The organism is Mesorhizobium sp. P2_F7 (genome assembly GCF_056403695.1).
On the sequence record NZ_JBFUFA010000002.1, the window covers coordinates 696,706 to 721,500 of the forward strand.

23 protein-coding genes are annotated in these 24,795 nt (G+C 64.0%); 10 read left to right on the forward strand and 13 right to left on the reverse strand.

Going from position 1 to position 24,795, the window contains the following annotated elements:
• Nucleotides 1–94: 94 nt before the first annotated feature.
• A complete protein-coding gene (locus tag AC1DZ8_RS08780; RefSeq protein WP_477305670.1) occupies nucleotides 95–1,036 on the reverse strand; it encodes a threonine/serine dehydratase in 942 nt (313 codons plus the stop codon).
• Between the two features lie 50 nt (nucleotides 1,037–1,086).
• On the opposite strand from AC1DZ8_RS08780, the gene AC1DZ8_RS08785 reads away from it, so the two are divergent.
• Complete coding sequence (locus tag AC1DZ8_RS08785) at nucleotides 1,087–1,389, forward strand: ArsR/SmtB family transcription factor (protein WP_477305668.1); 303 nt, start codon at nucleotides 1,087–1,089, stop codon at nucleotides 1,387–1,389.
• Nucleotides 1,390–1,410: 21 nt separating this feature from the next.
• Here the strand turns inward: AC1DZ8_RS08785 and lysA are convergent, their stop codons facing one another.
• From lysA to argH, 3 genes are all read right to left on the reverse strand, one after another.
• On the reverse strand, nucleotides 1,411–2,679 hold the full coding sequence (gene lysA / locus AC1DZ8_RS08790) for a diaminopimelate decarboxylase (protein WP_477305666.1): 1,269 nt from the start codon (nucleotides 2,677–2,679) through the stop codon (nucleotides 1,411–1,413).
• A gap of 65 nt (nucleotides 2,680–2,744) precedes the next feature.
• Complete coding sequence (locus AC1DZ8_RS08795; protein WP_477305664.1) at nucleotides 2,745–2,951, reverse strand: hypothetical protein; 207 nt, start codon at nucleotides 2,949–2,951, stop codon at nucleotides 2,745–2,747.
• 92 nt (nucleotides 2,952–3,043) lie between these two features.
• Nucleotides 3,044–4,444: an argininosuccinate lyase gene (gene argH / locus AC1DZ8_RS08800; RefSeq protein ID WP_477305662.1), complete on the reverse strand. Its 1,401-nt coding sequence runs from the start codon at nucleotides 4,442–4,444 to the stop codon at nucleotides 3,044–3,046.
• 33 nt (nucleotides 4,445–4,477) lie between these two features.
• Here argH and tlpA point away from each other — a divergent pair, with 33 nt between their 5' ends.
• Nucleotides 4,478–5,173, forward strand: coding sequence for a thiol:disulfide interchange protein TlpA (gene tlpA / locus AC1DZ8_RS08805; protein WP_477305660.1), 696 nt, complete (start codon nucleotides 4,478–4,480; stop codon nucleotides 5,171–5,173).
• Nucleotides 5,174–5,271: 98 nt separating this feature from the next.
• On the opposite strand, the gene AC1DZ8_RS08810 is transcribed toward tlpA, so the two are convergent.
• Both AC1DZ8_RS08810 and AC1DZ8_RS08815 read right to left on the reverse strand, forming a co-directional pair.
• Nucleotides 5,272–7,719, reverse strand: coding sequence for a bifunctional diguanylate cyclase/phosphodiesterase (locus AC1DZ8_RS08810; protein ID WP_477305658.1), 2,448 nt, complete (start codon nucleotides 7,717–7,719; stop codon nucleotides 5,272–5,274).
• A 129-nt stretch (nucleotides 7,720–7,848) separates the two neighbouring features.
• A complete protein-coding gene (locus AC1DZ8_RS08815; protein ID WP_477305656.1) occupies nucleotides 7,849–8,016 on the reverse strand; it encodes a hypothetical protein in 168 nt (55 codons plus the stop codon).
• Between the two features lie 292 nt (nucleotides 8,017–8,308).
• Between AC1DZ8_RS08815 and AC1DZ8_RS08820 the strand changes: the two genes are divergently transcribed.
• The 5 genes from AC1DZ8_RS08820 (at nucleotide 8,309) to AC1DZ8_RS08840 (ending at nucleotide 13,625) form a co-directional block, all read left to right on the forward strand.
• Nucleotides 8,309–9,661: an extracellular solute-binding protein gene (locus AC1DZ8_RS08820; protein WP_477305654.1), complete on the forward strand. Its 1,353-nt coding sequence runs from the start codon at nucleotides 8,309–8,311 to the stop codon at nucleotides 9,659–9,661.
• Nucleotides 9,662–9,828: 167 nt separating this feature from the next.
• Nucleotides 9,829–10,713, forward strand: coding sequence for a carbohydrate ABC transporter permease (locus tag AC1DZ8_RS08825; RefSeq protein ID WP_477305652.1), 885 nt, complete (start codon nucleotides 9,829–9,831; stop codon nucleotides 10,711–10,713).
• Between the two features lie 7 nt (nucleotides 10,714–10,720).
• On the forward strand, nucleotides 10,721–11,635 hold the full coding sequence (locus AC1DZ8_RS08830; protein ID WP_477305650.1) for an ABC transporter permease subunit: 915 nt from the start codon (nucleotides 10,721–10,723) through the stop codon (nucleotides 11,633–11,635).
• A 10-nt stretch (nucleotides 11,636–11,645) separates the two neighbouring features.
• Nucleotides 11,646–12,746 carry a sn-glycerol-3-phosphate ABC transporter ATP-binding protein UgpC gene (gene ugpC, locus AC1DZ8_RS08835; RefSeq protein WP_477305648.1) on the forward strand — a complete coding sequence of 367 codons (1,101 nt, stop codon included), beginning with the start codon at nucleotides 11,646–11,648 and terminating at the stop codon, nucleotides 12,744–12,746.
• A 75-nt stretch (nucleotides 12,747–12,821) separates the two neighbouring features.
• Nucleotides 12,822–13,625: a phosphodiesterase gene (locus AC1DZ8_RS08840; RefSeq protein WP_477305646.1), complete on the forward strand. Its 804-nt coding sequence runs from the start codon at nucleotides 12,822–12,824 to the stop codon at nucleotides 13,623–13,625.
• Between the two features lie 66 nt (nucleotides 13,626–13,691).
• Here AC1DZ8_RS08840 and AC1DZ8_RS08845 read toward each other — a convergent pair whose 3' ends face one another.
• The 3 genes from AC1DZ8_RS08845 to AC1DZ8_RS08855 form a co-directional block, all read right to left on the reverse strand.
• Complete coding sequence (locus AC1DZ8_RS08845; RefSeq protein WP_477305644.1) at nucleotides 13,692–14,774, reverse strand: ABC transporter ATP-binding protein; 1,083 nt, start codon at nucleotides 14,772–14,774, stop codon at nucleotides 13,692–13,694.
• Nucleotides 14,771–16,342 (reverse strand): ABC transporter permease, encoded by a 1,572-nt coding sequence (locus tag AC1DZ8_RS08850; protein WP_477400712.1) that lies wholly within the window; start codon nucleotides 16,340–16,342, stop codon nucleotides 14,771–14,773. Before AC1DZ8_RS08850 ends, AC1DZ8_RS08845 begins: the two co-directional genes overlap by 4 nt.
• Before the next feature lie 153 nt (nucleotides 16,343–16,495).
• Nucleotides 16,496–17,503 carry an iron ABC transporter substrate-binding protein gene (locus AC1DZ8_RS08855; protein ID WP_477305640.1) on the reverse strand — a complete coding sequence of 336 codons (1,008 nt, stop codon included), beginning with the start codon at nucleotides 17,501–17,503 and terminating at the stop codon, nucleotides 16,496–16,498.
• A gap of 205 nt (nucleotides 17,504–17,708) precedes the next feature.
• On the opposite strand from AC1DZ8_RS08855, the gene AC1DZ8_RS08860 reads away from it, so the two are divergent.
• From AC1DZ8_RS08860 to AC1DZ8_RS08870, 3 genes are all read left to right on the forward strand, one after another.
• Nucleotides 17,709–18,245, forward strand: a complete 537-nt coding sequence (locus AC1DZ8_RS08860; protein WP_142866419.1) for a sigma-70 family RNA polymerase sigma factor — start codon at nucleotides 17,709–17,711, stop codon at nucleotides 18,243–18,245.
• Nucleotide 18,246: 1 nt separating this feature from the next.
• Entirely contained in the window at nucleotides 18,247–18,885 is a 639-nt protein-coding gene (locus AC1DZ8_RS08865) for an NrsF family protein (RefSeq protein ID WP_477305637.1), read from the forward strand.
• Between the two features lie 165 nt (nucleotides 18,886–19,050).
• Nucleotides 19,051–21,045, forward strand: a complete 1,995-nt coding sequence (locus AC1DZ8_RS08870; protein ID WP_477305635.1) for a PAS domain S-box protein — start codon at nucleotides 19,051–19,053, stop codon at nucleotides 21,043–21,045.
• A 29-nt stretch (nucleotides 21,046–21,074) separates the two neighbouring features.
• Here the strand turns inward: AC1DZ8_RS08870 and AC1DZ8_RS08875 are convergent, their stop codons facing one another.
• The 4 genes from AC1DZ8_RS08875 to AC1DZ8_RS08890 form a co-directional block, all read right to left on the reverse strand.
• Entirely contained in the window at nucleotides 21,075–21,953 is an 879-nt protein-coding gene (locus AC1DZ8_RS08875) for a 3-hydroxybutyryl-CoA dehydrogenase (RefSeq protein ID WP_477305633.1), read from the reverse strand.
• A 120-nt stretch (nucleotides 21,954–22,073) separates the two neighbouring features.
• Nucleotides 22,074–23,003, reverse strand: coding sequence for an electron transfer flavoprotein subunit alpha/FixB family protein (locus AC1DZ8_RS08880; RefSeq protein ID WP_477305631.1), 930 nt, complete (start codon nucleotides 23,001–23,003; stop codon nucleotides 22,074–22,076).
• Between the two features lie 23 nt (nucleotides 23,004–23,026).
• A complete protein-coding gene (locus tag AC1DZ8_RS08885) occupies nucleotides 23,027–23,776 on the reverse strand; it encodes an electron transfer flavoprotein subunit beta/FixA family protein (RefSeq protein ID WP_477305629.1) in 750 nt (249 codons plus the stop codon).
• A gap of 216 nt (nucleotides 23,777–23,992) precedes the next feature.
• Entirely contained in the window at nucleotides 23,993–24,793 is an 801-nt protein-coding gene (locus AC1DZ8_RS08890) for a rhomboid family intramembrane serine protease (RefSeq protein WP_477400715.1), read from the reverse strand.
• Between the last annotated feature and the right edge of the window lie 2 nt (nucleotides 24,794–24,795).

Sequence of the window (24,795 nt, forward strand, 5' to 3'; positions counted from 1 at the left end):
GAAGTTTACCAGCAAACACGGCAAAGGCGAGGCGGTTCGGGAAAACTTGAAGAGCTTTGGCGGGTTTCCACCAGCAATTCAGTCAAAGCAAGGTTCAGAATTTCGCCGGATCGGTGTTCGAGCCGCACACCAGCACGGCAATCCGTTCGCCCGGCGCCGGCGTGTAGCGGCCGGACAAAAGGGCTGCGAAGGCCGCGGCGCCGCCCGGCTCGGCGATGATCCGCACCCGCTCCCACAGCGCCTTCTGCGCGGCGATGATGGCCTCGTCGGTGACCAGGATGGAGCGCTCGACAAAGGCCTCGGCGATCGGGAACATCATTTCGCCGACGCGCTTGGGCGCCAGCGAGTCGGCGGCGACGCCTTCGGCGGGCGCATCGACGGGGTGGCCGGCCTCGAAGGCGCGATGCAATGTCGGCGCGCCCTCGGGTTCGATGGCGATGATCCTGATGCGGCCGGCAAACCAGGCGGCGATGCCGCCGATCAGGCCGCCACCGCCGACGGCAACCAGAAGCGTGTCGATCTCAGGCAGGTCTTGCTCGATTTCGAGGCCGAGCGTGCCCTGGCCGACCAGCGTCTCTTCCTGGTTGAAGGCGTGGATCTGCAGCGCGCCGGACTTTTGCGCAAAAGCCTCGCTGGCGGCCAGCGCCTCGGCATACCGGGCGCCGCCGACGACCAGTTCGGCGCCGTAGCCGCGAATGCGCTGCAGCTTGGCCGGCGGGCTGACTTCGGGGACGAAGATCGTTGCCTTGTGGCCGAGCCGCATGGCCGCATAGGCGACCGCGGCGCCATGATTGCCGCCTGACGCCGCGACGACGCCTACCTCGGGCACCGGCCGTTCCAGCAGATTGGTGAACGCGCCGCGCGCTTTGAACGAGCCGGAATGCTGCAGGCATTCGAGTTTGAGGTCGACCGCCAGCGGCGGCCGGTCGAAATCGGCCATGTCGACGCGCAGCACCGGCGTGTGTCTGACATAGGGGCGGATGCGCGGTTCCATCGCCGCGATGCGTTCGCGCGTGACGGTGTTGCCGTTCGTCATGACGATCTCCTTGGGATTGACAGCAATTAGTAACTTGGCAAAATGGCTAAATGCAAGAGGTTGATGTCTTCAAGGCGATCGCCAACGAACGCAGGCTGCAGATCCTCGACTGGCTGAAGGATCCGCAGGCGCATTTCCCGGCCCAGGCAGACGGTGATCTGGTCGAGGACGGCGTTTGCGCGCTGCTGATCGCGGAGAAGCTCGGCATTACGCAGGCGACGCTCTCCGAACATATGCGCGTGCTTACCCAGGCCGGCCTGCTGCGCCCCAAGCGTATCAAGCAATGGACGTTCTACCGCCGCGACGAGAACAAGATCGCCGACACAAGGGTGCTCATCCAGAACCGGCTATAGGCGCAGCCGGCGCGGCGACTTCTATGCAAGCCAGTCGGGCACCGAGTCCAGGCCAATCAGCTCGTCATAGGTCTGGCGCCGGCGCACGACATGGAAACGGTCACCGTCGACCAGAACCTCGGGCACAAGAAGGCGGGTGTTGTAGGTGCCGGACTGCACCGCGCCATAAGCGCCGGCCGTCGACACGGCAATCAGGTCACCAGACTTCAGCCGCGGCAGGTCGCGGTCGAGGCCGAGATAGTCGCCGGTCTCGCAGACCGGGCCGACGACATCGACCGCCATGCGCGGCGTGTCGGCCGGCGGCTGCACCACCGGCTTGATGTCGTGGAAGGCATCGTAGAGCGTCGGCCGGATCAGATCGTTCATGGCGGCGTCGACGACGAGGAAATTCTTGGCGTCGCCTTCCTTCACGAAGATCACTTCCGAGACCAGGATGCCGGCATTGCCGACGATCAGCCGGCCCGGCTCGAACATCACCTTCACCCCAAGCTTTGTGAGCTGCTTTCTGACAATCTCGGCATAGGCATCGGGCAGAGGCGGTGGGCTGTTGTCGGTGCGGTAGGGGATGCCGAGGCCGCCGCCGACATCGACATGCTCGACGGCGTGGCCATCGGCGCGGAGCGCGCCGACCAGTTCAGCCAGAAGCGCAAAAGCGTCGTCAAAGGGCTGCAACTCGGTGATCTGGCTGCCGATATGGGTGTCGATGCCGATCGGCTTGATGCCCGGCAAGCCGGCAGCGCGGGCATAGACCTGGCGCGCCCTTTGCCAGGGGATGCCGAACTTGTTCTCGGCCTTGCCGGTGGAGATCTTCCGATGGGTTTTGGCGTCGACATCCGGGTTGATGCGCAGCGAGACCGGCGCCACCTTGCCGAGCGCCGTGGCGCGGGCCGACAGCAATTCCAGCTCCGGTTCGGATTCGACGTTGAAGCAGAGAATGCCGGCCTCGAGCGCGAAATCCATTTCGCGCGCGGTCTTGCCGACACCGGAAAACACGATCTTGTTGGCGGGGATGCCGGCGGCGAGCGCGCGGCGCATTTCGCCTTCCGAGACGGTGTCGGCGCCGGCGCCCAGCTTTGCCAGCGTGCGCAGTACCGCCTGGTTGGAATTCGCCTTCAAGGCGTAGCAGACCAGCGTGTCGAGCCCGGCGAAGGCATCGGCAAAGACGCGGAAATGCCGGGTCAGCGTGGCCGTCGAATAACAATAGAACGGCGTGCCGACGCTTGCGGCGATGTCTGGTATCGCCACGTCCTCGGCATGGAGTACGCCGTCGCGGTAATCGAAATGGTTCACGAGAGTGTTTCCGGAAGTTGGAGCACGAGACCTGATTTAGAAAGGCTAAGCCGGTCTCATTGGCTCTAGAGCAGCGGGTCGAGGATGAACTTCTTGTCCACGACCGGTTTTTCCGGCTCCGGCGGCACCGGCTGCTTGGCCCGCGCGGCGTCCTTGCGCGCCTGGACGGCCGCTTCATAGGGCGTGTCGAGACCGGCCTTACGGCCGCAGGCGGTCACGGCAACCATGGCCGTCAGCAGCGTCACCGTCACCAAAATCCTGCTAGCGGTCATCGATCCATCCGTCCGAAACTTTTCACGTGCTGCCGCTTTTAGCCGAGTTTTCGGTGCATTGCACCCCGGATATTGCTGCGCAATATTCGGCATTACGCCTTGGCGATGCGCTTTTTCCAGGCGCGGATCTGCTTGCGCACTTCCGATGGCGCGGTGCCGCCGAAGCTGGTGCGGCTCTTCACAGAATTCTGCACGGCAAGCACCGAGAAGATATCCGATGTGATGCCGGGATTGATCGACTGCAGGTCCTCCAGCGAAAGCTTCTCCAGGCTGACCTTCTTCTCTTCGGCCAGTGCCACCGCGCGACCTGTCACATGATGCGCCTCGCGGAAGGGCAGGCCCAGCGTGCGCACCAGCCAGTCGGCGAGGTCGGTCGCGGTAGCGTGGCCCGATCCGGCGGCTTTTTTCATGGCGGCGGCGTTCACCGTCATGTCGCGCACCATGCCGGTCATCGCCGCCAGCATCAGGTCGAGCGTCTCTGCGGCATCGAAGACCGATTCCTTGTCTTCCTGCATGTCCTTGCCATAGGTCAGCGGCATGCCCTTCATCACGGTCAGCAGGCCGACAAGGTGGCCGGTGACGCGGCCGGTCTTGCCGCGCACCAGTTCGGCGGCGTCCGGATTCTTCTTCTGCGGCATGATCGAGGAGCCGGTGGAGAAGCTGTCCGACAGCCTGACGAAGCCGAATTGCGGCGTCGACCAGATGATGATCTCTTCGGCGAGCCGCGACAGATGGGTGGCGCAGATCGCTGCCAGGCTCAAAAACTCCAGCGCGAAATCGCGGTCTGAAACGCTGTCCAGCGAATTGCGCATCGGTTCGCGGAAGCCGAGCGCTTTGGCGGTCTGGTGGCGGTCGATCGGGAAGCTGGTGCCGGCTAGGGCTGCCGCACCGAGTGGGCTTTCGTCCATCCGCTCGATGGCGTCGCGGACGCGCGACAGATCACGCGCAAACATCTCGACATAGGCCATGCAGTGGTGGCCGAAGGTCACGGGCTGCGCTGCCTGCATGTGGGTGAAGCCCGGCATGACGGTCGCCGCATGTTCCTCGGCCCGCTCAAGAAAGGCTGATATCAGACCCTTCAGAGCTTCGGCGACGCGGAAACATTCATCCTTGACCCAGAGCCGGAGATCGACCGCGACCTGGTCATTGCGCGAGCGGGCTGTGTGCAGGCGGCCGGCGGCCGGCCCGATCAGATCGGCGAGACGGGCCTCGACATTCATGTGGATGTCTTCCAGCCGGGTCGAGAATTCGAACGTGTCGGCCTCGATCTCTTTCAGGATCGTGTTCAGCCCGTGAGCGATTTTTTCTTGATCGGCCGTCGAAATAATGCCCGTTTGCGCCAACATTTCGCTGTGAGCGATCGAACCTCTTATGTCCTGCGCATAAAGTTTGCGGTCGAACGAGATCGACGCGTTGATCGCTTCCATGATTGCGGCCGGACCCGAGGCAAAACGTCCGCCCCACATCTGGTTGCTGGCCTTCTTGTCGCTCATCGCTATAACCCGTGCTCCGGAGCAGTTTAGAAAATGGCAGACGGCAATAGATACTTCCCGGCCCCGCGCCTGATCCTCGCCGCCTTGGTGGCAGGCGTGCTGGCCGGCGCGGTCGCGGTATATGTCAGCGAGAGCGGTTCTGGCAACAACGCAGCCTCCGCCAGCGCGCCAGCGCAAGCTGCAGCCGGCGCCAGCAAGGATGATGTCGCCTGCGCCGCCAAGAGTGACCGCGCCAAAAAGGTCGCCGCCGCGGCCACGGGCCAGGTTGCCGCTCTGTTGCCGGCCGATCCGCCGCAATCGCTGAAAAGTCTCGCCTTCAACGGTCCCGACGGCAAGCCGATGACGATCGCCGACCATGCCGGCAAGACGGTGCTGCTCAATCTGTGGGCGACATGGTGCGCGCCCTGCCGTGCCGAAATGCCGGCGCTCGACGCGCTGCAGAAGGAAAAGGGCAGCAATGCCTTCGAGGTGATCGCGGTCAATGTCGATGCCGGCGACGATGCGAAGCCGAAGAAGTTCCTTGGCGACATCGGCATCGAGAAGCTCGGCTTCTATCGGGATTCGACGCTGGCGCTGTTCAACGACGTCAAGACGCGCGGGCTGGCGCTCGGGCTTCCCGTCACCATGCTGATCGACGGCGAAGGCTGCCTGGTCGCGCATATGAACGGCCCGGCCGAATGGTCGGGGCCGGATGCCAAGCGGCTCGTCGAGGCCGCGCTTGCGCCTTAGAGCGGTTCACCGTTTCGCGGAAACGGCTACCCGCTCTAACTTTTTGTTTTGACGCAATTTCGGACGGAAAACCGTTTCACACTTTTCCTGAAATTGCTCTAGGCCGAGCGAAGAGCGGCTGCCGGTTCGAGCATCAGAATGCTGCCGCCGAGCGGTTTTATCGTGGCGTCGTCCTCAGCTGGCGGTGCAGTGACGCCGGTCAGTTCACTGAACGCCTCGATCGGGCTCGGCCGGCCAATATAATAGCCCTGGCCAATCTCGCAGGCCTCCGCGTCGAGGAATTTCAGTTCGCCCAGCGTCTCGACGCCCTCGGCCAGAACCGGCAGGCCGAGACCACGGCCAAGCCCCAGCACGGCGCGCACGATGGCCGCCACCTGGCCGTTGCTGTCGACCGATTTGATGAACGAGCCGTCGATCTTGATCTTGTCGAAGGGGAAGGCGCGAAGGTTGGACAGCGACGAGTAGCCGGTGCCGAAATCGTCCATCGCCACACGCACGCCCAGCGCCTTGACCTGCCGCAAGGTGGCGAGCGCACGGGGCATGTCCTTGACCAGCGCTGTTTCGGTGATCTCGAGTTCGAGCCTGCCGGGCGAAAGGCCGGAACGGAGCAGGACTTCATGCACGTTGCGGCTGAAATTCGGGTTGTGGAGCTGCACCGCCGAGACATTGACAGCGACGGTCAGAGGGTTCTTCCAGCGCGCAGCCTCGGCGCAGGCGGTCGCCAGCACCCATTCGCCGATCTGGATGATGACGCCGCTGTCTTCGGCCACCGGGATGAAGGTCACCGGCGACACGTCGCCGCGCTGGGGATGGCGCCAGCGGATGAGCGCTTCGAACCCGAGCATCCGCCCGCTGCTGATCTCCTTCTGCGGCTGGTAGACGAGGCGAAACTCATTGCGCGCTATGGCCTGGCGCAGTTCGTGCTCCATCACGCGCCGATCGCGCGCCTCGGCGCCCATCGAGGCCTCGAAGTAACGGTAGGTGTCCTTGCCTTCGGCCTTGGCGCGATAGAGCGCGGTGTCGGCGTGGCTGACCAGGGCTGTCGGCTCGTCGGCGTCGAGCGGATAAAGCGCAATGCCGATGCTGGCCGACACCAGGCCGCCCCCGACCGACTGCCGGTTTTCCTCGCGCATCGCTGCCAGCACCTGCTCGGCAATACGGCCGGCCGCCTGTGGATCGGGAAGGTTAGGGACAATGATGGCGAACTCGTCGCCGCCGAGACGCGCCAGCATCTGCCCATGGCGGAGCACGCCGGAGGCGCATAGCGCCACCTTCTGCAGCATGGCATCGCCGGCGCCGTGCCCGAACAGGTCGTTCACTTCCTTGAAGCGGTCGAGGTCGAGCAGCAGCAACGCAAGATGCTCGCGCTTGCCGCCGCGGCCCATTGCGGAAATTTCGGCCTCGAGCCGGCCGGAGAAACTGCGGCGGTTGGGGAGTCCGGTCAGCGGGTCGAAATGGGCGAGGCGCAGGATCTCCTGCTCGGCCTTTTTGCGTTCGCGGATGTCGCGCACGGCGACGACGTTGTGCGGCTTGCCGCAATAGTCGATGCTCCTGGCGATCAGTTCGACGGGGATGGCGGTGCCGTCATGGGCTCTGAGCTCTGCTTCAAGTGCCTGTCCGCTGCAGTCGGATAAGCCGGCCGCGATGCGTTCGCCGAAGAGGTCGCCGAGCAGCATCGCGTTCAATACTTCCGGCGCCATGCCGGTCAGCGCGGCGATGCTGTCATTGGCGCTGACGATGCGAGCGCCGTCGCAGACGATCAGGCCCTCGACGGCGGCGTTGGCGAGGCCGTGCATGCGCTCGGCCTCGAGCTTGTGACGGCGGAAGCGCAGGTCGATCCACAGCGCCGCTGCTGAAAGCACCAGGATAGCCAGGCTGACTGCAGCGACGGCGAAGGCCTGCGACACCGGTTCGACCGTGAACTGCGATATCTCGATGGAGGAGTCCGGGAAGATCGACACCGCGCCCATGGCGATGAAGTGCAGGGTGCAGATCGCCAGCGTCAGCAGGATGGCGGCGCCAATGGTCGCCTGCATCGACGGGCGCCGCAGCACGACCAGCAGCGCCAGTGCGGCGAGGCTGACGCCTGCCAGCAGCGAGACGGCGACCAGCAGCGGGTTCCAGACGATGCGCCCTTCGACCTCGAAAGCGGCCATGCCGATATAGTGCATGGCGGCGATGCCGGCGCCGAGGACCGCGCCGCCGACCAGGGCGTAGTCGGTGCCCCGGCGCAAAGTGGCAATCCACATGCCGGCGGCGGTCAGGGCGACGGAACCGGCGAGCGAAAGCGCCGACATTTCCGCATTGTACGCGTTGGGGATTCCCGGAGAAAAGGCAAGCATGGCGATGAAATGCGTCGCCCAGATACCGAAGCCGGTGGAAGTGGCTGATATCATCAGCCAGGTATAGCGGTTGCGCTCGCTTGAGCGGTCGACATGGCGAAGCAGATTGACCGCGGAGAAGGAAGAAATACCGCAAATAAGGGCTGCTAGTGCGACCAGTCTCAGATCGTGCTCGTGCACGATGCAATTATAGACCGTCAGCATCTCGCCCCACCTGCTCTCCCGCAGCAATCAGCCATCGACTTGATTAGTACGGGGCGCTTGAAGAATCGGTTATGGGCACTACAACTACAGCGGGTTTTTCCGGTTGTACCTTGCGGCGATCTTTTCTTGTTACAGGCTCTCGTCGGCACTTGCCGATGGCACCGTGCCGCCGACCTCGATCTGGCCAAGCGCGGGAGTGGCGGCTGCATGACGCAGATGAGTGACGCTGTCGCGCGGGCCTTCACGCATCGCCTGGCGGTCGGCGGCGGGCACATGGGTCAATTGCCGGACCAGCATTCATTTCTCCACTCACGTCCCGTCTTCGGGCCCGTCATCTGACCCGTCATCCGGCAGGATACATTAGCCGGATAATCATTCTTTCCGCCGGGTCTTTACGCCATTCCGAGGCGCCCTAGCTACCTAGAGCGCCGATGTGACGGTTTCATGCCGGCGTGGCCGTCGAGGAGGAGAGACCGGCTGTCCACAGGCCCGGAAGGGCACAACAGAACTGTCACATACCTTCTCTATGAGAGCGGCAAGGGACTTGCGCAAAGCCTGATGTCATCAGCCACTCAAGAGGATAAAATCCATGTCGATCTTCAAGCAGGGCCTTGCGGCCCTTGCCGCCGGGGCCTTCAGCATTGCGCTGGCGCAGCCGGCTGCCGCGGAGCCGGTTAAATTCGATTTCTGGTTCGGCCTGTCGGGCGATCTCGCCCGCGTCGTCGATACGCTGTGCAAGAACTTCAACGCATCGCAAGCCGACTATGAAGTCGTCTGCACCAGCCAGGGCAATTACGACGCCACGCTGCAGAACACCATCGCCGCCTTCCGCGCCGGCAAGCAGCCCGCCATCGTCCAGGTCTATGACGTCGGCACCGCCACCATGATGCTGTCGGGCGCCTACAAGCCCGCCGACAAGCTGATGGAAGAAAACGGCTACAAGATCGACTACGCCGACTATTTTCCCGGCATCGCCCGCTACTACGCGACGTCGAAGGGCGAGATGCTCTCGTTCCCGTTCAATTCCTCGACCCCGCTGATGTACTGGAACAAGGACGCTTTCGCCAAGATCGGCAAGACCGAAGCGCCGAAGACCTGGGAAGATGTCGCCGCCGACCTGAAAGCTCTGAAGGACGCCGGCTATGAGTGCCCGATGGCGATCAACATCTCGGCCAATGAAAGCTGGCAGCTGATGGAGCAGTTCTCGGCGCTGCACAACCAGCCGATCGCCACCAAGAACAATGGCTATGACGGTCTCGACGCCCGTCTGGAAGTCAACAAGACCAAGTTCGTCCAGTACGTCACCGATCTGAAGAAGTGGTATGACGCCGGCCTGATCAAGATCAAGTCCAAGGACCTCGGCCAGGATATGGTGCAGTCCTTCGCCACCGGCACCTGCCAGGTCATCCTGACCTCGGTCGGCGACCACGGCACCGTTGGCCGCACGCAGAAGGAAGGCATGAACTGGGATGTCGCCGAACTGCCGGTCTATGCCGGCACCGAGCGCAAGAATTCGCTCGTCGGCGGCGCTTCGCTGTGGGTGCTCTCCGGCAAGTCGGATGCCGAATACAAGGGCGCGGCCGCGTTCCTGAACTTCATCCACGACCCCAAGACCGCCTTGTTCTGGTCCACCAACACCGGCTACATCCCGGTGACCAAGTCGGGCTTCGACTACCTGAAGTCTCAGGGCTTCTACGACAAGGCGCCCTACAAGGGTCGTGAAGTCGCGATCGCCAGCCTGACCGCGTCCGAGCCGACCGAAATCACCCGCGGCATCCGCCTGGGCAATTTCACCCAGATCCGCGCCGAGTTCGGCACCCAGATGCAGGCGATCTTCGCCAACAAGGTCAGCGTCCAGGAAGGCCTCGACACGCTGGTCAAGAACGGCGACGCCATCCTCGAGCGCTTCCAGCAGACCTATCCGGGCAAGACCCTGCCCTAACCCCCGGATACCGGTATGGCCGTCCGCCAAGAATCGACGGGCGGCCATTTCGTATCTGGCCTTTTTTGGAGCACGGTCTTTTCCAAAAACCGGTACCCACTTTTTGGGACCATGCTCTAGTCTCACCCAGGAAAACGGGCCGGCGGTTTAACGGCCTGGGCGGATCGATGGAAAAGCGCGTAACCTTCAGCAGGTGGACTATCGGCATCCTCTTCGCGGTGCCGCAGCTCTTGCTGATCTTCACCTTCTTCTACTGGCCTGCCGGGCAGGCAGTATACTGGTCGCTGACGCTGCAGCAGCCCTGGGGCGGCGGCAACATCTGGGTCGGGCTCGACAATTTTCGCTCGATCCTGTCCAACGCCGACTACTGGAATTCGATCAGCGCCAGCCTCATCTTCGCCGGCATCAGCACCGGGCTGGCGATGTTCATCGCGCTGGTGCTTGCCGCGCTCACCGACCGCCAGCTTGCCGGCTCGCGCCTCTACCGCGTGGTGCTGATATGGCCCTACGGCATCGCCGCGCCCGCGCTGGCGCTGGCGTTCCGCTTCATCCTGGCGCCGGAAGCCGGCTTCATGGCCGTCGTCAACCAGGTCTGGCCCGGCTTCTGGGACCCCGGCCTCGACGGCGCTGATGCCATGGCCTCGATCATCGTTGCCTTTTCGTGGAAATATGTCGGCTATAACTTCATCTTCTTCCTGGCCGCGTTCCAGGCCATACCGCGCTCGCTGATCGAAGCTGCGGCGATGGACGGCTCCGGCGTCATCAGGCGCTTCTGGGATATTCAGTTCCCGCTGATCACGCCGACCATCTTCTTCCTGCTCGTCATCAACATCACCGAGAGCTTCCAGGATTCCTTCGGCATCGTCGACATCATGACCTCGGGCGGCCCGGCAAACGCCACCAATCTGATGGTCTACAAGATTTATTCCGACGGCTTCAAAGGGCTCGACTATTCGGGTGCTGCCGCGCAGAGCATCATCCTGATGCTGCTCATCGTCGTGCTGACCATTTTCCAGTTCCGCTTCATCGAGCGGCGCGTGCACTACAGGTGAGATGACCATGGTAGAGCGCACGCCGTTCCTGAATTTCTTCACGCATGTGATCCTGTTCGTCGGCTTCGTATTTTGCATCGCGCCGTTCGTCATCGTGGCCATCGCCGCGTCGCATAACATCAAGGACGTCAACGACGTGCCGATGTCGCTGCTGCCGGGCAGCGACTTTTGGGTCAACATCAAGACGGCGTGGGTAACGGCCGACCTCGGGCCGAAGCTCTTGAACAGCTTCATCATGGCGACCGGCGTCGCCGCCGGCAAAGTCATCATCTCGGCGCTTACCGCCTTCTCGATCGTCTATTTCCGCTATCCCGGCCGCACCCTCATCTTCTGGCTGATCTTCATCACGCTGATGCTGCCGCTGGAAGTGCGCATCGTGCCGACCTATGCAGTCGTCGCCAATGTGCTCGAACCCTACCAGACGATTATGGATCTGACCGGCCTGTCCTGGCTGATGGAGAAGCTGTCGGGCGTGCATGTCGCGCTCAATCTGGGGATGCTCAATTCCTATCCCGGCCTGATCCTGCCGCTGATCGCCACAGCCACCGGTACCTTCCTCTACCGGCAGTTCTTCCTGACCGTTCCCGACGAGCTGACCGAGGCCGCGCGCATGGACGGCGCCGGGCCGTTGCGTTTCTTCATCGATATCCTGTTGCCGCTGTCGCGCAACAACATGGCCGCGCTCGGCACCATCATGTTCCTGTGGGCGTGGAACCAGTATCTGTGGCCGCTGCTCATCACCACCGACCAGTCGCATGCGACAGCGGTCACCGAGCTCAAGCAGCTCATCCCCAATGTCGGCGGGGCGCCCGAATGGCACATTGCCATGGCCGGCACGCTGATCATCATGCTGCCGCCGCTGGTCGTCGTGGTGCTCATGCAACGCTGGTTCGTGCGCGGCCTGATCGCCACCGAAAAATAAGGAGCAGACAATGGCTTCCATCACCATCCGCGGCGTCAAGAAAAATTACGCCAAGACGCAGGTCGTGCACGGTGTCGACCTCGACTTCGCGTCCGGCGAGTTCGTCGTCATTCTCGGCCCATCCGGTTGCGGCAAGTCCACGCTGCTGCGCATGATCGCCGGGCTGGAAGACATCTCCGGCGGCACGATCGCCATCGACGGCACGGTGGTCAACAAGCTCGAGCCGCGCGAGCGCGGTTGTGCCATGGTGTTCCAGAACTACGCGCTCTATCCGCATATGAGCGTCGCGCAGAATATCGGCTATTCGCTGAAAGTGTCGGGCGTTCCCGCCGCCGAACGCACGCAGCGCATCCAGGCGGTTGCCCGGACGCTGGAGCTCGAGCATCTGCTCGACCGCAAGCCGATGGCACTGTCCGGCGGCCAGCGTCAGCGCGTCGCCATGGGCCGCGCCATGATCCGCGAGCCGAAGGTGTTTCTGTTCGACGAGCCGCTGTCCAACCTCGACGCCAAGCTGCGCGTGCAGATGCGCTCCGAAATCCGCAAGCTGCACCGCCGGCTGGCCGCCACCTCGGTGTTCGTCACCCACGACCAGGTCGAGGCGATGACGCTGGCCGACCGGCTGGTGGTGATGAATGGCGGCCGCGTCGAACAGGTCGGCACGCCGGCCGAAGTCTACAGCCGCCCGGCAAGCCGCTTTGTCGCCACCTTCGTTGGCGCGCCGGCAATGAACATACTTGAGGGCACAGTGACGCTCGACGGCCTGTCGCTGCTTGGCGACAGCCGCAAGCTCAACGTTTCACGCGCCGGCCTGCCGGTCGGCAGCAAGGTCGCGGTCGGCATCCGGCCGGAATCTGTACGGCTTGTTGCGGCGGGCACGCCAGGCGCTCTCGAAGCGACCGTCGATCTCGTCGAGGAACTCGGCGCCGGACGCGTGGTCTATGTCGATCTCGACGGCGCGCCATTCTCGGTGGTGACGTCGGAGACCGTCCACCCGGTGCCGGGCAGCACCGTCGGCCTGCAGTTTGCTGAAGCCGACCTGCATTTCTTCTCGTCCGAAACCGGAGGCCGGCTCGACGTGTTCAAGGCTTCCGTGCCGGAACCGGCGCTCTGATTTTCAGAAGCCATCGGCTAGCGCGTTTCCGCCTGCTCGGACGGACGACAAAGCAATTTCCCAAGGAAATGTCGCATGAAAATCATCCAGGTCACCGATGTCCATCTGGGCCGGCGCGGCGAGATCCGATTTGGCGTCGATCTGCATGAGCGGCTCGACCGCTGCATCGACCACATCAATGCTCGCCACGGCGATGCCGCTCTTTGCGTCTTCAGCGGCGACCTGACCGAGACCGGAGCGCCCGAGAGCTACGCCGATCTCAAAGCGGCCTTGAGCCGGCTTTCGCTGCCGTACCGGCTGCTGCCGGGAAATCACGACCGGCGCGCCAATCTCATTTCGGCCTTCCCTGAAAATCCGGCCGACGAAAGCGGCTTCGTGCAGTCGGTCTTCGATACGCCGGAAGCCTCGTTGCTGTTCCTCGACAGCCTGGCCGAAGGCCGCGTCACCGGCGAACTCTGCGACATCAGGCTGGCCTGGCTCGACGCGCGGCTCACTGAGGCGGCGGGACGGCAGGCCTACATCTTCCTGCATCATCCGCCGGTCGAACTCGGCCTGCCGCTGCTCGACCCGCTCGGGCTGGAACAACCGCAGCGTTTCCTCGAAGTGCTGACGCGGCATGGCAATGCCGGCCATATCTTCTTCGGCCATGTCCATCGCGACATTGCCGGCACGGTCGCCGGCATTCCGTTCACCGCGCAACGCGGCCTGCATGCCCGCTTCATGCTCGACCTCGTCGGCGATGAAGTGGTCGAGCAGGCGCCGCCGACCTACGGCATTGTGCTCATCGACGCTGCAGCCCGACGCGTGGTCGTGCACAACAACGACTTCCTTGAGACTTGGCCGCTCTGGTCGCCGGCGACGGGTCAGAGAGTCCGATAGGAAAATTTTGCTTGCCGCAATTCCCTCCAGGAAAACCGCCGCACACTTTTCCTGGAATTGCTTAGGTCAGGCGAAGACATGTGCCTTGCCGGAGACGGTCAGCCGCACGATCTCGCCGACGGAAGGCGCGTCGATACCTGGCTTGCGCAGCATCAGCGGCGTGTTGCCGATGGCCGCGGCGTCGGGCGGATCGGGGTTGTTCAGCAGCCGTACCGCAATCGTGCACATCGAGCCGGCGAACTCCGATTCCGTCACCTCGGCGAAGATCGTGCCCGGTGGACCCGACATGCCTTCGCGCTCGGTGCGTTTTACCTGCACCTGCTCCGGCCGCAGCATGATGCGGGCTATATCGCGGCGCTCCTTCGAGTCTACTGCAATGCGGCCGAGCGAGGAGGTGGCGAAGCCGCCTGAAATCTTTGCCGGCAGGATGATGGCGTCGCCGAGGAACTCGGCGACCATGCGGTCCTTCGGCTGCAGATAAAGCTCACGCGGCGTGCCGACCTGCGAGAACTGGCCTTCGCGCATGACCGCGACCTGGCTGGCGAAGGACAGTGCCTCGGCTTGGTCGTGGGTGACCAGGATGGTGGTGATCCCGGCGGCTTCGAGCAATTCGGCGACCGCCTTGCGCATCGAGGCGCGCAGGCCGGTGTCGAGCGCCGAGAACGGCTCGTCGAGCAGCATCAGCCTGGGTTTCATCGCCATGGCGCGGGCCAGCGCCACGCGCTGCTGCTGGCCGCCGGAAAGCTGGTGCGGGCGGCGTTTGAGGATCGCTTTGTCGAGCCCGACCGTATAGGCGAGCTCGGCGATGCGCTCGGCGCGCTGATCCTCGCCGCGGGCCATGCCGAAGCCGATATTGTCGGCGATGCTGAGATGCGGGAACAGGGCGCCGTCCTGCGCTACCAGACCGATGCCGCGGCGATGCGCCGGCACCGCATGGCCGCCATTGGCCAGAACCTCGCCGTCGAGCACGACGCGGCCCTGGTCCGGCGCCTCGAAGCCGGCGATGAGCCGCAGCAAGGTGGTCTTGCCGCAGCCGGACGGGCCGACGATCGCAGTGCGGCTGCCGCTGGCGACGCTGAGGTCGACGCCGGCAAGGGCGGCGACCGGGCCGTATCGCTTGGTGAGGCCGCTGATTTCGAGAAAGCTCATCGTCCGGCCATCCGTTTCGACTGGACATAGAGCAGCCAGGTCAGCGGCAGCGACATCGCCACCATGATGAAGGCGTAAGGCGCGGCCGAGGCATAGTCGATCTCGCCGCTATAGGACCAGAACGCCATGGCCAGCGTGCGCGTGCCGTTGGGCGCCAGCATCTGGGTGGCGGTCAGTTCGTTCATGATGCCGAGCGCGACCAGCGCCATGCCGGCGGCGGCGCCAGGCGCCGACAGGCGGATCGTTGTCGACCACAGCGCTTTCAGCGGCGGCCGGCCAAGGCTGGCGGCGGCGCGTTCAAGCTCGACCGGCGCCTGCGCGATCGACGCGCGGAGGCTGATCAGAGCGCGCGGCAGGAACATCAGCGCATAGGCGACCAGGATGGTGAACAGCGTCTGGTAGAGCGGCATGGCGATGCGCACGGTGATGGTGACCAGCGCCAGCGCGATGACGACACCGGGCAGCGAGCCGACGATGTAGTTGCAGCCCTCGAGCAGCCGCTGCAGCGGCCCTGGCGCGCGGATCGAGATCCAGGCCATCGGCATGGCGGCAATTGTTGCCAACAGGGCGCCGGCGAGCGCCAGGAACAGCGTCTGGCCCAGCGCCAGGCCGATCTCGTCGAAACGCCAGACATCGGCACCGCCGGCGATCAGCCAGCGGCCGATGGTGACGAAGGGCACGCCGAGGGCGAGCAGCGTGGTGATGACAGGCAGAGCCAGGCAAGGCAGCGTGGCGCGTCCGAGCCTTGAGCGCTGCCGGTGGCGCGCCGCGCCCGAGCCGACGCGGGCGTAGCGCTCTTCGCCGCGCACCAGCACTTCCAGCGCGAGCAGCACGAAGCAGCAGGTCACCAGGACGCCGGCCAGCATGTTGGCGGYGGGGCCGTTGAAGGTAGACTGGAACTGGTCGACGATCGCGGTGGTGAAGGTGTCGAACCGGATGAAGACATAGAGGCCGTATTCGGCAAGCAGATGCAGGCCGACCAGCAGCGCGCCGCCGCAAATGGCGAGCCTGAGCTGCGGCAGCACGACACGTGCGAACACGCGCCACGGTCCGAGGCCGAGTGCTGCGGCAGCATCTTCCAAAGCGGGATCGAGCCGGCGCAGCGACGCCGCGATCGGCAGATAGAGGAACGGGAAATAGGCAAGCACCGACACCAGGACGCCGGCCCACAGGCCGTGCAGCCCCGGCACCAGGGTAATCCAGGCATAGGAGTGGACGAAGGCGGGGATGGCGAGCGGCGCCACCGACAGCCAGGCCCAGAGGCGAGCGCCGGGCAGGTCGCTGCGCTCTGTCAGCCAGGCCAGCGCCATCGACAGGACGATGGCGATGGGGACGGCAAGCGCCACCAGAAGCACGGTGTTGACCAGGAGCTCGCCGACGCGCGGCCGGAAGACCAGGGCCGAGACGGTGTCCCAGCCGGTCTGCACCGCGATCCAGATGATGAAGGCAAGCGGCAGCAGCGACAGCAGCGAGACGATGACGGCGGCAAGAGCGATCCAGGACATGGGCTGCCGGCGGGACGGCCCGGCTGCCTGGCCTGAACGCGCGAGATCGACCGCAGACTGCATCAGCTCGGCCGCGCCACTGCCGCCGGGGCGAGGGCGCCGCGGGTGCGGCCGGAAACGCAATATGTCGTCATGGACGGTGCCATCTCGAAAACAGAGCGCTCCTGCGAAAGCCTCGCAGGAGCGCAAACGTTGCCCTTTTAGGACGAACGCGCACTAAAGCAAGCCGGCTGCCGTCATCAGGTCGGTCACCTTCTTGGAGTTCAGTGTTGCCGGATCGACCTTCGGCGCCTGCAGATCGACCAGCGGCACCAGTTTCGGGTTGGATTCGGCGCCCTTGCCGACCGCGTATTCGAAGGACGTGCCGGTCTTCAGAACGTCCTGGCCACCCTTGCCGGTGACCCATTTCAGGAACGCCTGGGCTTCCTTCTGATGCTTGCTCGAGGCCAGCACGCCGCCGCCGGAAATCGAGACGAAAGCGCCGGGATCCTGGTTCTTGAAGTAGTGCAGCTCGACGTTCTTGCTGTTTTCGCCGGTCTTGGCCTGATCGCCGAAATAGTAATAGTGGTAGATGACGCCGCCTTCGATCTCGCCGGCATTGACCGCTTTCATCACGGTGCCGTTGCCCTTGTAGGCGGTGAAATTCTCCTTCATGGCCTTCAGCCAGTCGGCGGTTGCGGCTTCGCCCTTGAGCTCAAGCAGCGCGCTGACGATGGCCTGGAAATCGGCGCCCGACGGCGAGGCGGCCCAGCGGCCTTTCCAGCTCGGATCGGCGAGATCGAGCATCGATTTGGGCAGCTTGTCAGCGGTGAGCTTGGTCTTGTTGTAGGCAAAGACGGTGCTGCGCGCCGCGACGCCCACCCATTTGCCGCTGCTCGGCTGGAATTCGGCCGGAACCTGGGCCAGCGTATCGGCGTCGACCGGGGCGAAAAGGCCCGCGGCTTCGACCAGGGTCATGGCCGGGGAGTTTTCGGTCAGGAACACGTCGGCCGGCGACGAAGCGCCCTCGGCGACGATCTGGTTGGAGAAATCGCTGTCGCCGCCATTGCGCAGCGTGACCTTGATGCCGGTTTCCTTGGTGAAACCTTCGACCCATTCCTTGGCCAGGCTCTCATGCTGGGCATTGTAGACGATGATGCCGGCATCCTTGGCCATTGTGGGACCGGCGATCATGCCGATTGCCAGCGCGGTGGCGCCGACCAGGGTGGAAAGGGTGTATTTCATGGCGTCATCCTCAATCTCGGCGGTTCTGGTTTTTGCACGGCTGCACCTACCGATACCTGATTACCATAGTCAACATTGGCGGGCTGCTTCAATCCGTCGCTCGGCCGCAAACTTTCGTGATTTTGCGGCACTTTGGCTTGGACATTATTTCGTTGGCCACGTAACAAATCAGCGCCGAGGCGCGAAGATCGGGGAGTGAACTCTTGTGAGCGGCAAGGATGAGGCCGAGCTTTCCCGGCTGATGCGGGCCGCGATTGCGGGAGATGAAAGGGCCTACGCCGACTTTCTGCACCGGATCGCCGCGCTGGTTCGCGGCTTCGTCAGGCGCAAGATCGTACAGGGCGGGGTCGACCCCGAGGATGTCGTGCAGGAAACCTTGCTGGCCATTCATGTGAAACGGCATACCTGGCGCCAGGATGCGCCGGTGTTGCCGTGGATCTATGCGATTGCCCGCTTCAAGCTGATCGATGCCTTCCGGCGCCGCGGCCGGCGTATCGAGATCGAGATCGACGAGATCGCCGAGACTTTTGCCGAGCCGGAAGCCGAGACCGTCAGCGAACGCGACATCAACCGGGCGCTGGACGGCTTGCCGCCGGCGCAGCGTTCCGTGGTCTCGGCCATCTCGGTCGATGGCCGCTCGATAGGCGAGACGGCGGCCAAGCTCGGCGTCAGCGAGACGGCGGTCAGGGTATCGCTGCATCGCGGGCTTGCCGCTATCGCCAAACGGTTCGGGCGGCAGTGACATGAGAACCGAAGATCTTATCAAGGCACTCGACGCTGATATCAGCAGCAAGGCGATGCCGCTGCGCTCGGCCTGGTGGATGGCTGCGGCTGCGGCGGTGGTGATCGCGGCGGTGGTGTTCTTTCTCACCATCGGTCCGCGTCCCGACATCATGATCGCCATGCACACGATGCGGTTCCTGGCGAAATTCGTCTTCACCCTCGTGCTTGCCATTACCGCCTTTGGCCTGATCCGGGCACTGTCGACACCGGGCGCCTCGACGGCGAAAGCCGCGGCCTGGATGCTTGCGGCGCCGCTGCTGGTGGCCGTGGCCGTGGCTCTTGAACTGTTTATGGTGCCGGAGCCGATGTGGAGCACGCGCATGGTCGGCTCCAACATGATGGTCTGCATGGGCTTCATCCCACTGATCGGCATCGGGCCGCTTGCCGTCTTCCTGTGGATGCTGCGCTACGGTGCGCCGACGCGACCGGTGCTTGCCGGCGCGGTCGCAGGCCTGCTCGCCGGTGGGCTGGCGGCAACCTTCTATGCCGCGCACTGCTTCGATGATTCGCCGCTTTTCGTCGCCACCTGGTATACGCTCGCCATCGCCGTCCTTGCCGGGCTCGGTGCGCTCGGCGGACGGTTCTTCGTGCGCTGGTAATCGGCCCGCCTGAGATAGCCTGCAATAATCACCGATCCTTAATCATGCCGGCAATTGTTTGCGGGTGAACCGTGTTGCCCGTGGCCCCGGCGCAACCTTTCCTTAAAATCGATCATCCAGTGTTTTTTGCAGAAATGTGTTGCGCACGGGGTGGCATGCACAGTGATGCGATGGAAACGCAAAAGCCTGCGGGCTGACAGTCACGTGGCGTTGGTGCTCGCCGCCGGCGGGTTTTGCGCCGCCGTCGTGGCGCTGCTGCTGCTGTCGCGGCTTGACGTCAGCGCCGACGTGCTGAAGCTCTGCTTGCAGATATCGGTGCCGGTCGCCGCCGTGGCGCTTATGCTCGCCGCGCTGTTCATTTACCGGATACTCGACGATCGTCGGCAAATCGCCGAGAGCGAACAACGCTTTCGCCGCGCCATGGAAGATTCGGCGATCGGCATCGCCATTGTCGGCCTCGATGGCCGCATCCAGGAAACCAATCCGGCCTTCGCCGCCATGCTCGGCTACAGCAAGGCAGAGATCGAGGCGCTGACCTTCTTCCAGATCACCCATCCCGACGATGTGCAGATCGGCCGCGAAACGATGGACGGCATACGGACGGGCACCGTCAACGCCTTCCACTTCGAAAAGCGCTACCTCAAGAAGGACGGCACGCCGGTGTGGGCCCATCTTGCCGGTTCGGTCATTCGCGACGAGAAGAGCGGCCGCCCGCTCTACCTCGTCTCGCAGATCGAGGACATCGACGCACGCAAACAATCCGAGGCGCGCATAGCCGAAGCCGAAACGCGCTGGAACTTTGCCCTGGCCAGCGCCGGTCAAGGCGTCTGGGATCTCGACATGCGCAAGGGCGGCACAACCTATTCCGCCACCTGGGTGAAGATGCTGGGCTATGACGAGGGCGAACTCGACGGCGATCCCGACCGCTGGCTGACGATGATCCACCCCGACGATCGCGAAAACGTGGCCGAAGCCGACCGCGCGCATCTTGAGGGCAGGACGCCGTTTTTCGAGGCCGAATTCAGGATGCGCCACAAGGACGGCCACTGGGTCTGGATCCTCGATCGCGGCAAGACGCTCGAACGCGACAGGGAGGGCCGGCTGATCAGGGCCATCGGCAGCCTGACCGACATCACCCAGCGCAAGCAGGCCGAGGAAAGCCTGATCGCATCGGCGGCGGCGCTGGCGGACGAGAAAGAGCGGCTGAGGGTGACGCTGCAGTCGATCGGCGACGCCGTCATCTGCACCGATGCCGCCAATCGCATCACCTTCATGAACCCGATCGCCGAAAAGCTGACCGGTGTTGCAGGCAGCGAGGCGCTCGGCAAGACGCTTGGCCATGTCTACTGGGCGGTGGATGAGGAGACCGGGCAAAGGATCGGCATGACGCGGCCGGCGCTCGGCGGCGCCAGCCCGGCCGACCAGAACAGCCGCGCAGTGCTGATCCGCCGCGACGACACGCGCTGCAGCATTCGCCAGGTGGTGTCGCCGATCATGAACGAGCGCCAGGAGTTCGGCGGCCTGGTCATCGTCTTTCAGGATTTCACCGATGCGCGCGCCTTGCAGCGCCAGCTCGCCTACGCCGCCGCGCATGATGCGCTGACCGGCCTTGCCAACCGCTCAAGCTTCATCCGCACCATGGAAGAGCTGGTCGACCGGAACCGCAAAGCCGGCGCGGCAAAGCCGGTGGGCGGTACGACTGGGTCGACCGGCGAGCATCATTTCATGTTCATCGACCTCGACCATTTCAAGCTGGTCAACGACACGGGTGGTCACGCCGCCGGCGACGCCCTGCTGAAGCGGGTTGCCGGCGCCATTCGCCGCGCGCTTGGGCCGGAGGATATCGTCGCCCGGCTCGGCGGCGATGAATTCGCCGTCATCCTGAAATCCGGCTCGAACGCCGGCGCCACGGTTGCCGCGCGCTCGATCATCGACGCCATCCGCGGCCTGCAGTTCACCTGGGACGGCCGGCCGCATGCGATCGACGCCAGCATCGGGGTAGCGCCGATCCGCAGCGGCGAAGTCGACGAGATCATCGCCCGGGCCGATGCTGCCTGCTATGCGGCCAAGGCCGCCGGCCGCGGTTGCGTTTCCGTGGCGCCTGACGACAGCGGCTCAAAAGGCCAGGCTGAGCCGCCGCCGCTTGCGGCGGCGTCCTGAGCGCGGAACGGACCTAGCGTTCTGATGGGTTAGCGCGTCGGGACCGGATGCTCGCCGCGATAGTCGTAGAAGCCGCGCCCGGTCTTGCGGCCGAGCCAGCCGGCCTCGACATATTTCACCAGCAGCGGGCAGGGGCGGTATTTCGAATCCGACAGCCCGTCATGCAGCACCTGCATGATCGACAGGCAGGTATCGAGGCCGATGAAATCGGCGAGTTGCAGCGGCCCCATCGGATGGTTGGCGCCGAGCTTCATGGCGGTGTCGATGGCGTCGACCGAGCCGACGCCCTCATAGAGCGTGTAGATCGCCTCGTTGATCATCGGCAGCAGGATGCGATTGACGATGAACGCCGGGAAATCCTCAGAGACGGTGATCGTCTTGTCGAGCTGCTTCACATAGGCCTTGGCCGCTTCGAAGGTCTGATCCTCGGTGGCGATGCCGCGCACCAGTTCGACCAGCTTCATCACCGGCACAGGGTTCATGAAATGAATGCCGATGAAGCGCTCGGGACGGTCGGTCTGCGCGGCCAGTCGGGTAATCGAGATTGACGACGTGTTGGTCGCCAGGATGGCTTCCGGGTTGAGCTGGGGGCAGAGCTGCGCGTAGATCTTGCGCTTGACCGTCTCGTCCTCGGTCGCTGCTTCGATCACCAGATCGGCACCGGCGAGATCGGCCATGGCGGGAGCCGCCGATATGCGTGCCATCGCATCGTTGCGCAGCTTTTCGTCAAGCTTGCCGGAGCCGACCTGGCGGGCCATGTTGCCGCTGACTGTGGCGATACCCTTCTCGATACGGTCGGGCGAGACGTCGTAGATCAGCACCTTGAAGCCCGAAAGCGCGGACACATGCGCGATGCCGCCGCCCATCTGGCCGGCGCCAATAATGCCGATCGTCTCGATCTTGGCCATTTGCAGCGATCCCGTCGAAAAGGCCTTTGCGGCCTGCTTTTTGTGCAGTGCAAACTAAAAGGGTGGGGCAGCTTCGTCTACCCCACCCTTTCACAATTTAATACGCTTTGGCAGATAGCGTCAAAGCGCCTTTTGCAGCTCCGGCAGGATGACGAACAGGTCGCCGACCAGGCCGTAATCGGCAACCTGGAAGATCGGCGCCTCTTCGTCCTTGTTGATGGCGACGATGACCTTTGAATCCTTCATGCCGGCAAGGTGCTGGATGGCGCCGGAAATGCCGACGGCGATGTAGAGGTCAGGAGCGACGACCTTACCAGTCTGGCCGACCTGCCAGTCGTTCGGCGCATAGCCGGCATCGACTGCAGCTCGGCTTGCGCCGACGGCGGCACCGAGCTTGTCGGCGACCGGCAGGATGACTTCCTGGAACTTCTCCGCCGAACCCAGCGCGCGGCCGCCCGAGATGATGATCTTGGCCGAGGTCAGCTCCGGACGATCGGTCTCCGACAGCTTGTTCTCGACGAAGGTGGAGAGGCCCGGATTGGCCGCTGCCTTGACGGTCTCGACCGACGCCGAACCGCCTTCGGGCGCCGCCTGGAAGGAAGCCGTGCGCACGGTGATCACCTTCTTGGCGTCGCTCGACTGCACCGTCTGGATGGCGTTGCCGGCATAGATCGGCCGCTTGAAGGTATCGGGCGAAACCACTTCGATGATTTCCGACACCTGCGCGACGTCGAGCAGGGCCGCCACGCGCGGCGCGACGTTCTTGCCCGACGAGGTCGCCGGCGCGATGATGGTGTCGTAAGCGCCGGCCAGCGAGACCACCAGAGCGGCGGTCGGTTCGGCGAGACGCTCGGCCAGTTCGTCGGCTTCGGCGAGCAGCACCTTGCTCACACCCTTGAGCTTGGCGGCGGCGTCGGCAGCGCCCTTGGCGCCCTTGCCAGCAACCAGCACATGCACGTCCGAGCCGATCTGCAAGGCCGCCGAGAGCGCCTTGGCGGTCTGGTCGGAAAGGGTTGCGTTGTCGTGTTCTGCGATGAGGAGAATGGTCATTTTTCTGTTCCTTTCCCGATCGCTTACAAAACGCCGGCTTCGTTCTTGAGCTTGTCGACCAGTTCGGCGACGCTCTTGACCTTGACGCCTGCCTTGCGGCCGCTGGGCTCCTCGGTCTTGATCACCTTCAGGCGCGGCTTGACGTCGGCGCCGTAATCGGCCGGGCTCTTTTCGTCGAGCGGCTTCTTCTTGGCTTTCATGATGTTTGGCAGCGAGGCGTAGCGCGGCTGGTTGAGGCGCAGATCGGCGGTGATGATCGCCGGCATTTTCAGTTCGACAGTCTGCAGGCCGCCATCGACTTCGCGCGTCACCTTGGCCTTGTCGCCTTCGAGCACGACCTTGGAGGCGAAGGTGCCCTGTGCCCAGCCGAGCAAAGCGGCCAGCATCTGGCCGGTCTGGTTCGAGTCGTCGTCGATCGCCTGCTTGCCGAGGATGACGAGGCCGGGCTGTTCCGCGTCGACGACGCCCTTCAGCACCTTGGCAACGCCGAGCGGCTCGGTCTGCTCGTCGGTCTTGACCAGGATGGCGCGGTCGGCGCCCATGGCGAGCGCGGTGCGCAAGGTTTCCTGCGCCTGCTGCGGGCCGATCGACACGACGATGATCTCTTCGGCCTTGCCGGCTTCCTTCAGCCGCAGCGCCTCTTCCACCGCGATTTCGTCGAACGGGTTCATCGCCATCTTGACGTTGGCGAGTTCCACCGCCGAACCATCAGCCTTCACACGAACCTTGACGTTCGCATCCACAACCCGCTTCACGGGCACAAGGATCTTCATTTGCCTGTCACCTCTCCTGAGATATTCGGGCGCGCTATAGCAGCGTGCGCCACTGCAGAGTTGTCGAAAGCCGACATTCCTGACTGAATTCCGGCCAAACGGAATTCTGGCCGGACGGAATTCCTGTCTTCTGCCGCCTAACGGTGGCGTCCTCCGTAGTTGTGGCAGCGCAACACGTCAATATGCCACGGCAGCGGCCAAACCACTCAAATCGGTTCAGTTCTGACCGGAAGCGCCACCCCGGCCCCAGCGCGTCTCCGGTTGCGTGGGTGCGGGATCGGTCGGCGCCGGCGCGGTGGATACGGCGGGCTGATCGGCGGGTTCGGGCTCGCCGTCGTCGCCGGCAAGCAAGGGCACGCCGCGGCTGCGCATAATGAGCACCAGCACGCCGCCGGCAATGATGCCGCCGATATGGCAGGCCCAGGATATCTGGTTTTCGCCGCCGGCGGCAAACATCACCACCTGGAAGCCGATCCACAGGATCAGCGGGATGAAGGCCGGGATGCGCAACGGAATGCGGGCGAAGACCAGCACCCATACCTTCACCCGGGGGTAGAGGACCAGATAGGCGGCGACGACGCCGGCGATGGCGCCGGAGGCGCCGATCAGCGGCGTTTCAGAACTCCAGGCGACGAGTCCCTGGAAGAAGGCGCCGGCAATGGCGCACAGCAGGTAGAAGATGAGGTAGCGAATGTGGCCGAGCGCGTCCTCGACATTGTCGCCAAACACCCACAGGAACAGCATGTTGCCGCCGAGATGGAAGATATCGGCATGCAGGAAGGCATAGGTGATGTAGCTCAGGCTCTCCGGAATGATGACGAACTGGGGCGAGAGCTCGGCCGTGTCGTGGACGACCGAAGGAATGAAGCCGAGGCCGAGCACGGCGGCGTTGTTGAAATTTTCGCCGCCGATCGTGGTGATGAGAAAAACCAGCGCGTTGGCCGCGATCAGGCCGATCGTCACATATTGCAGCCTTATGTGGCGCAACCTGTTGGTGTCGTAAAGCGGGATGAACATGC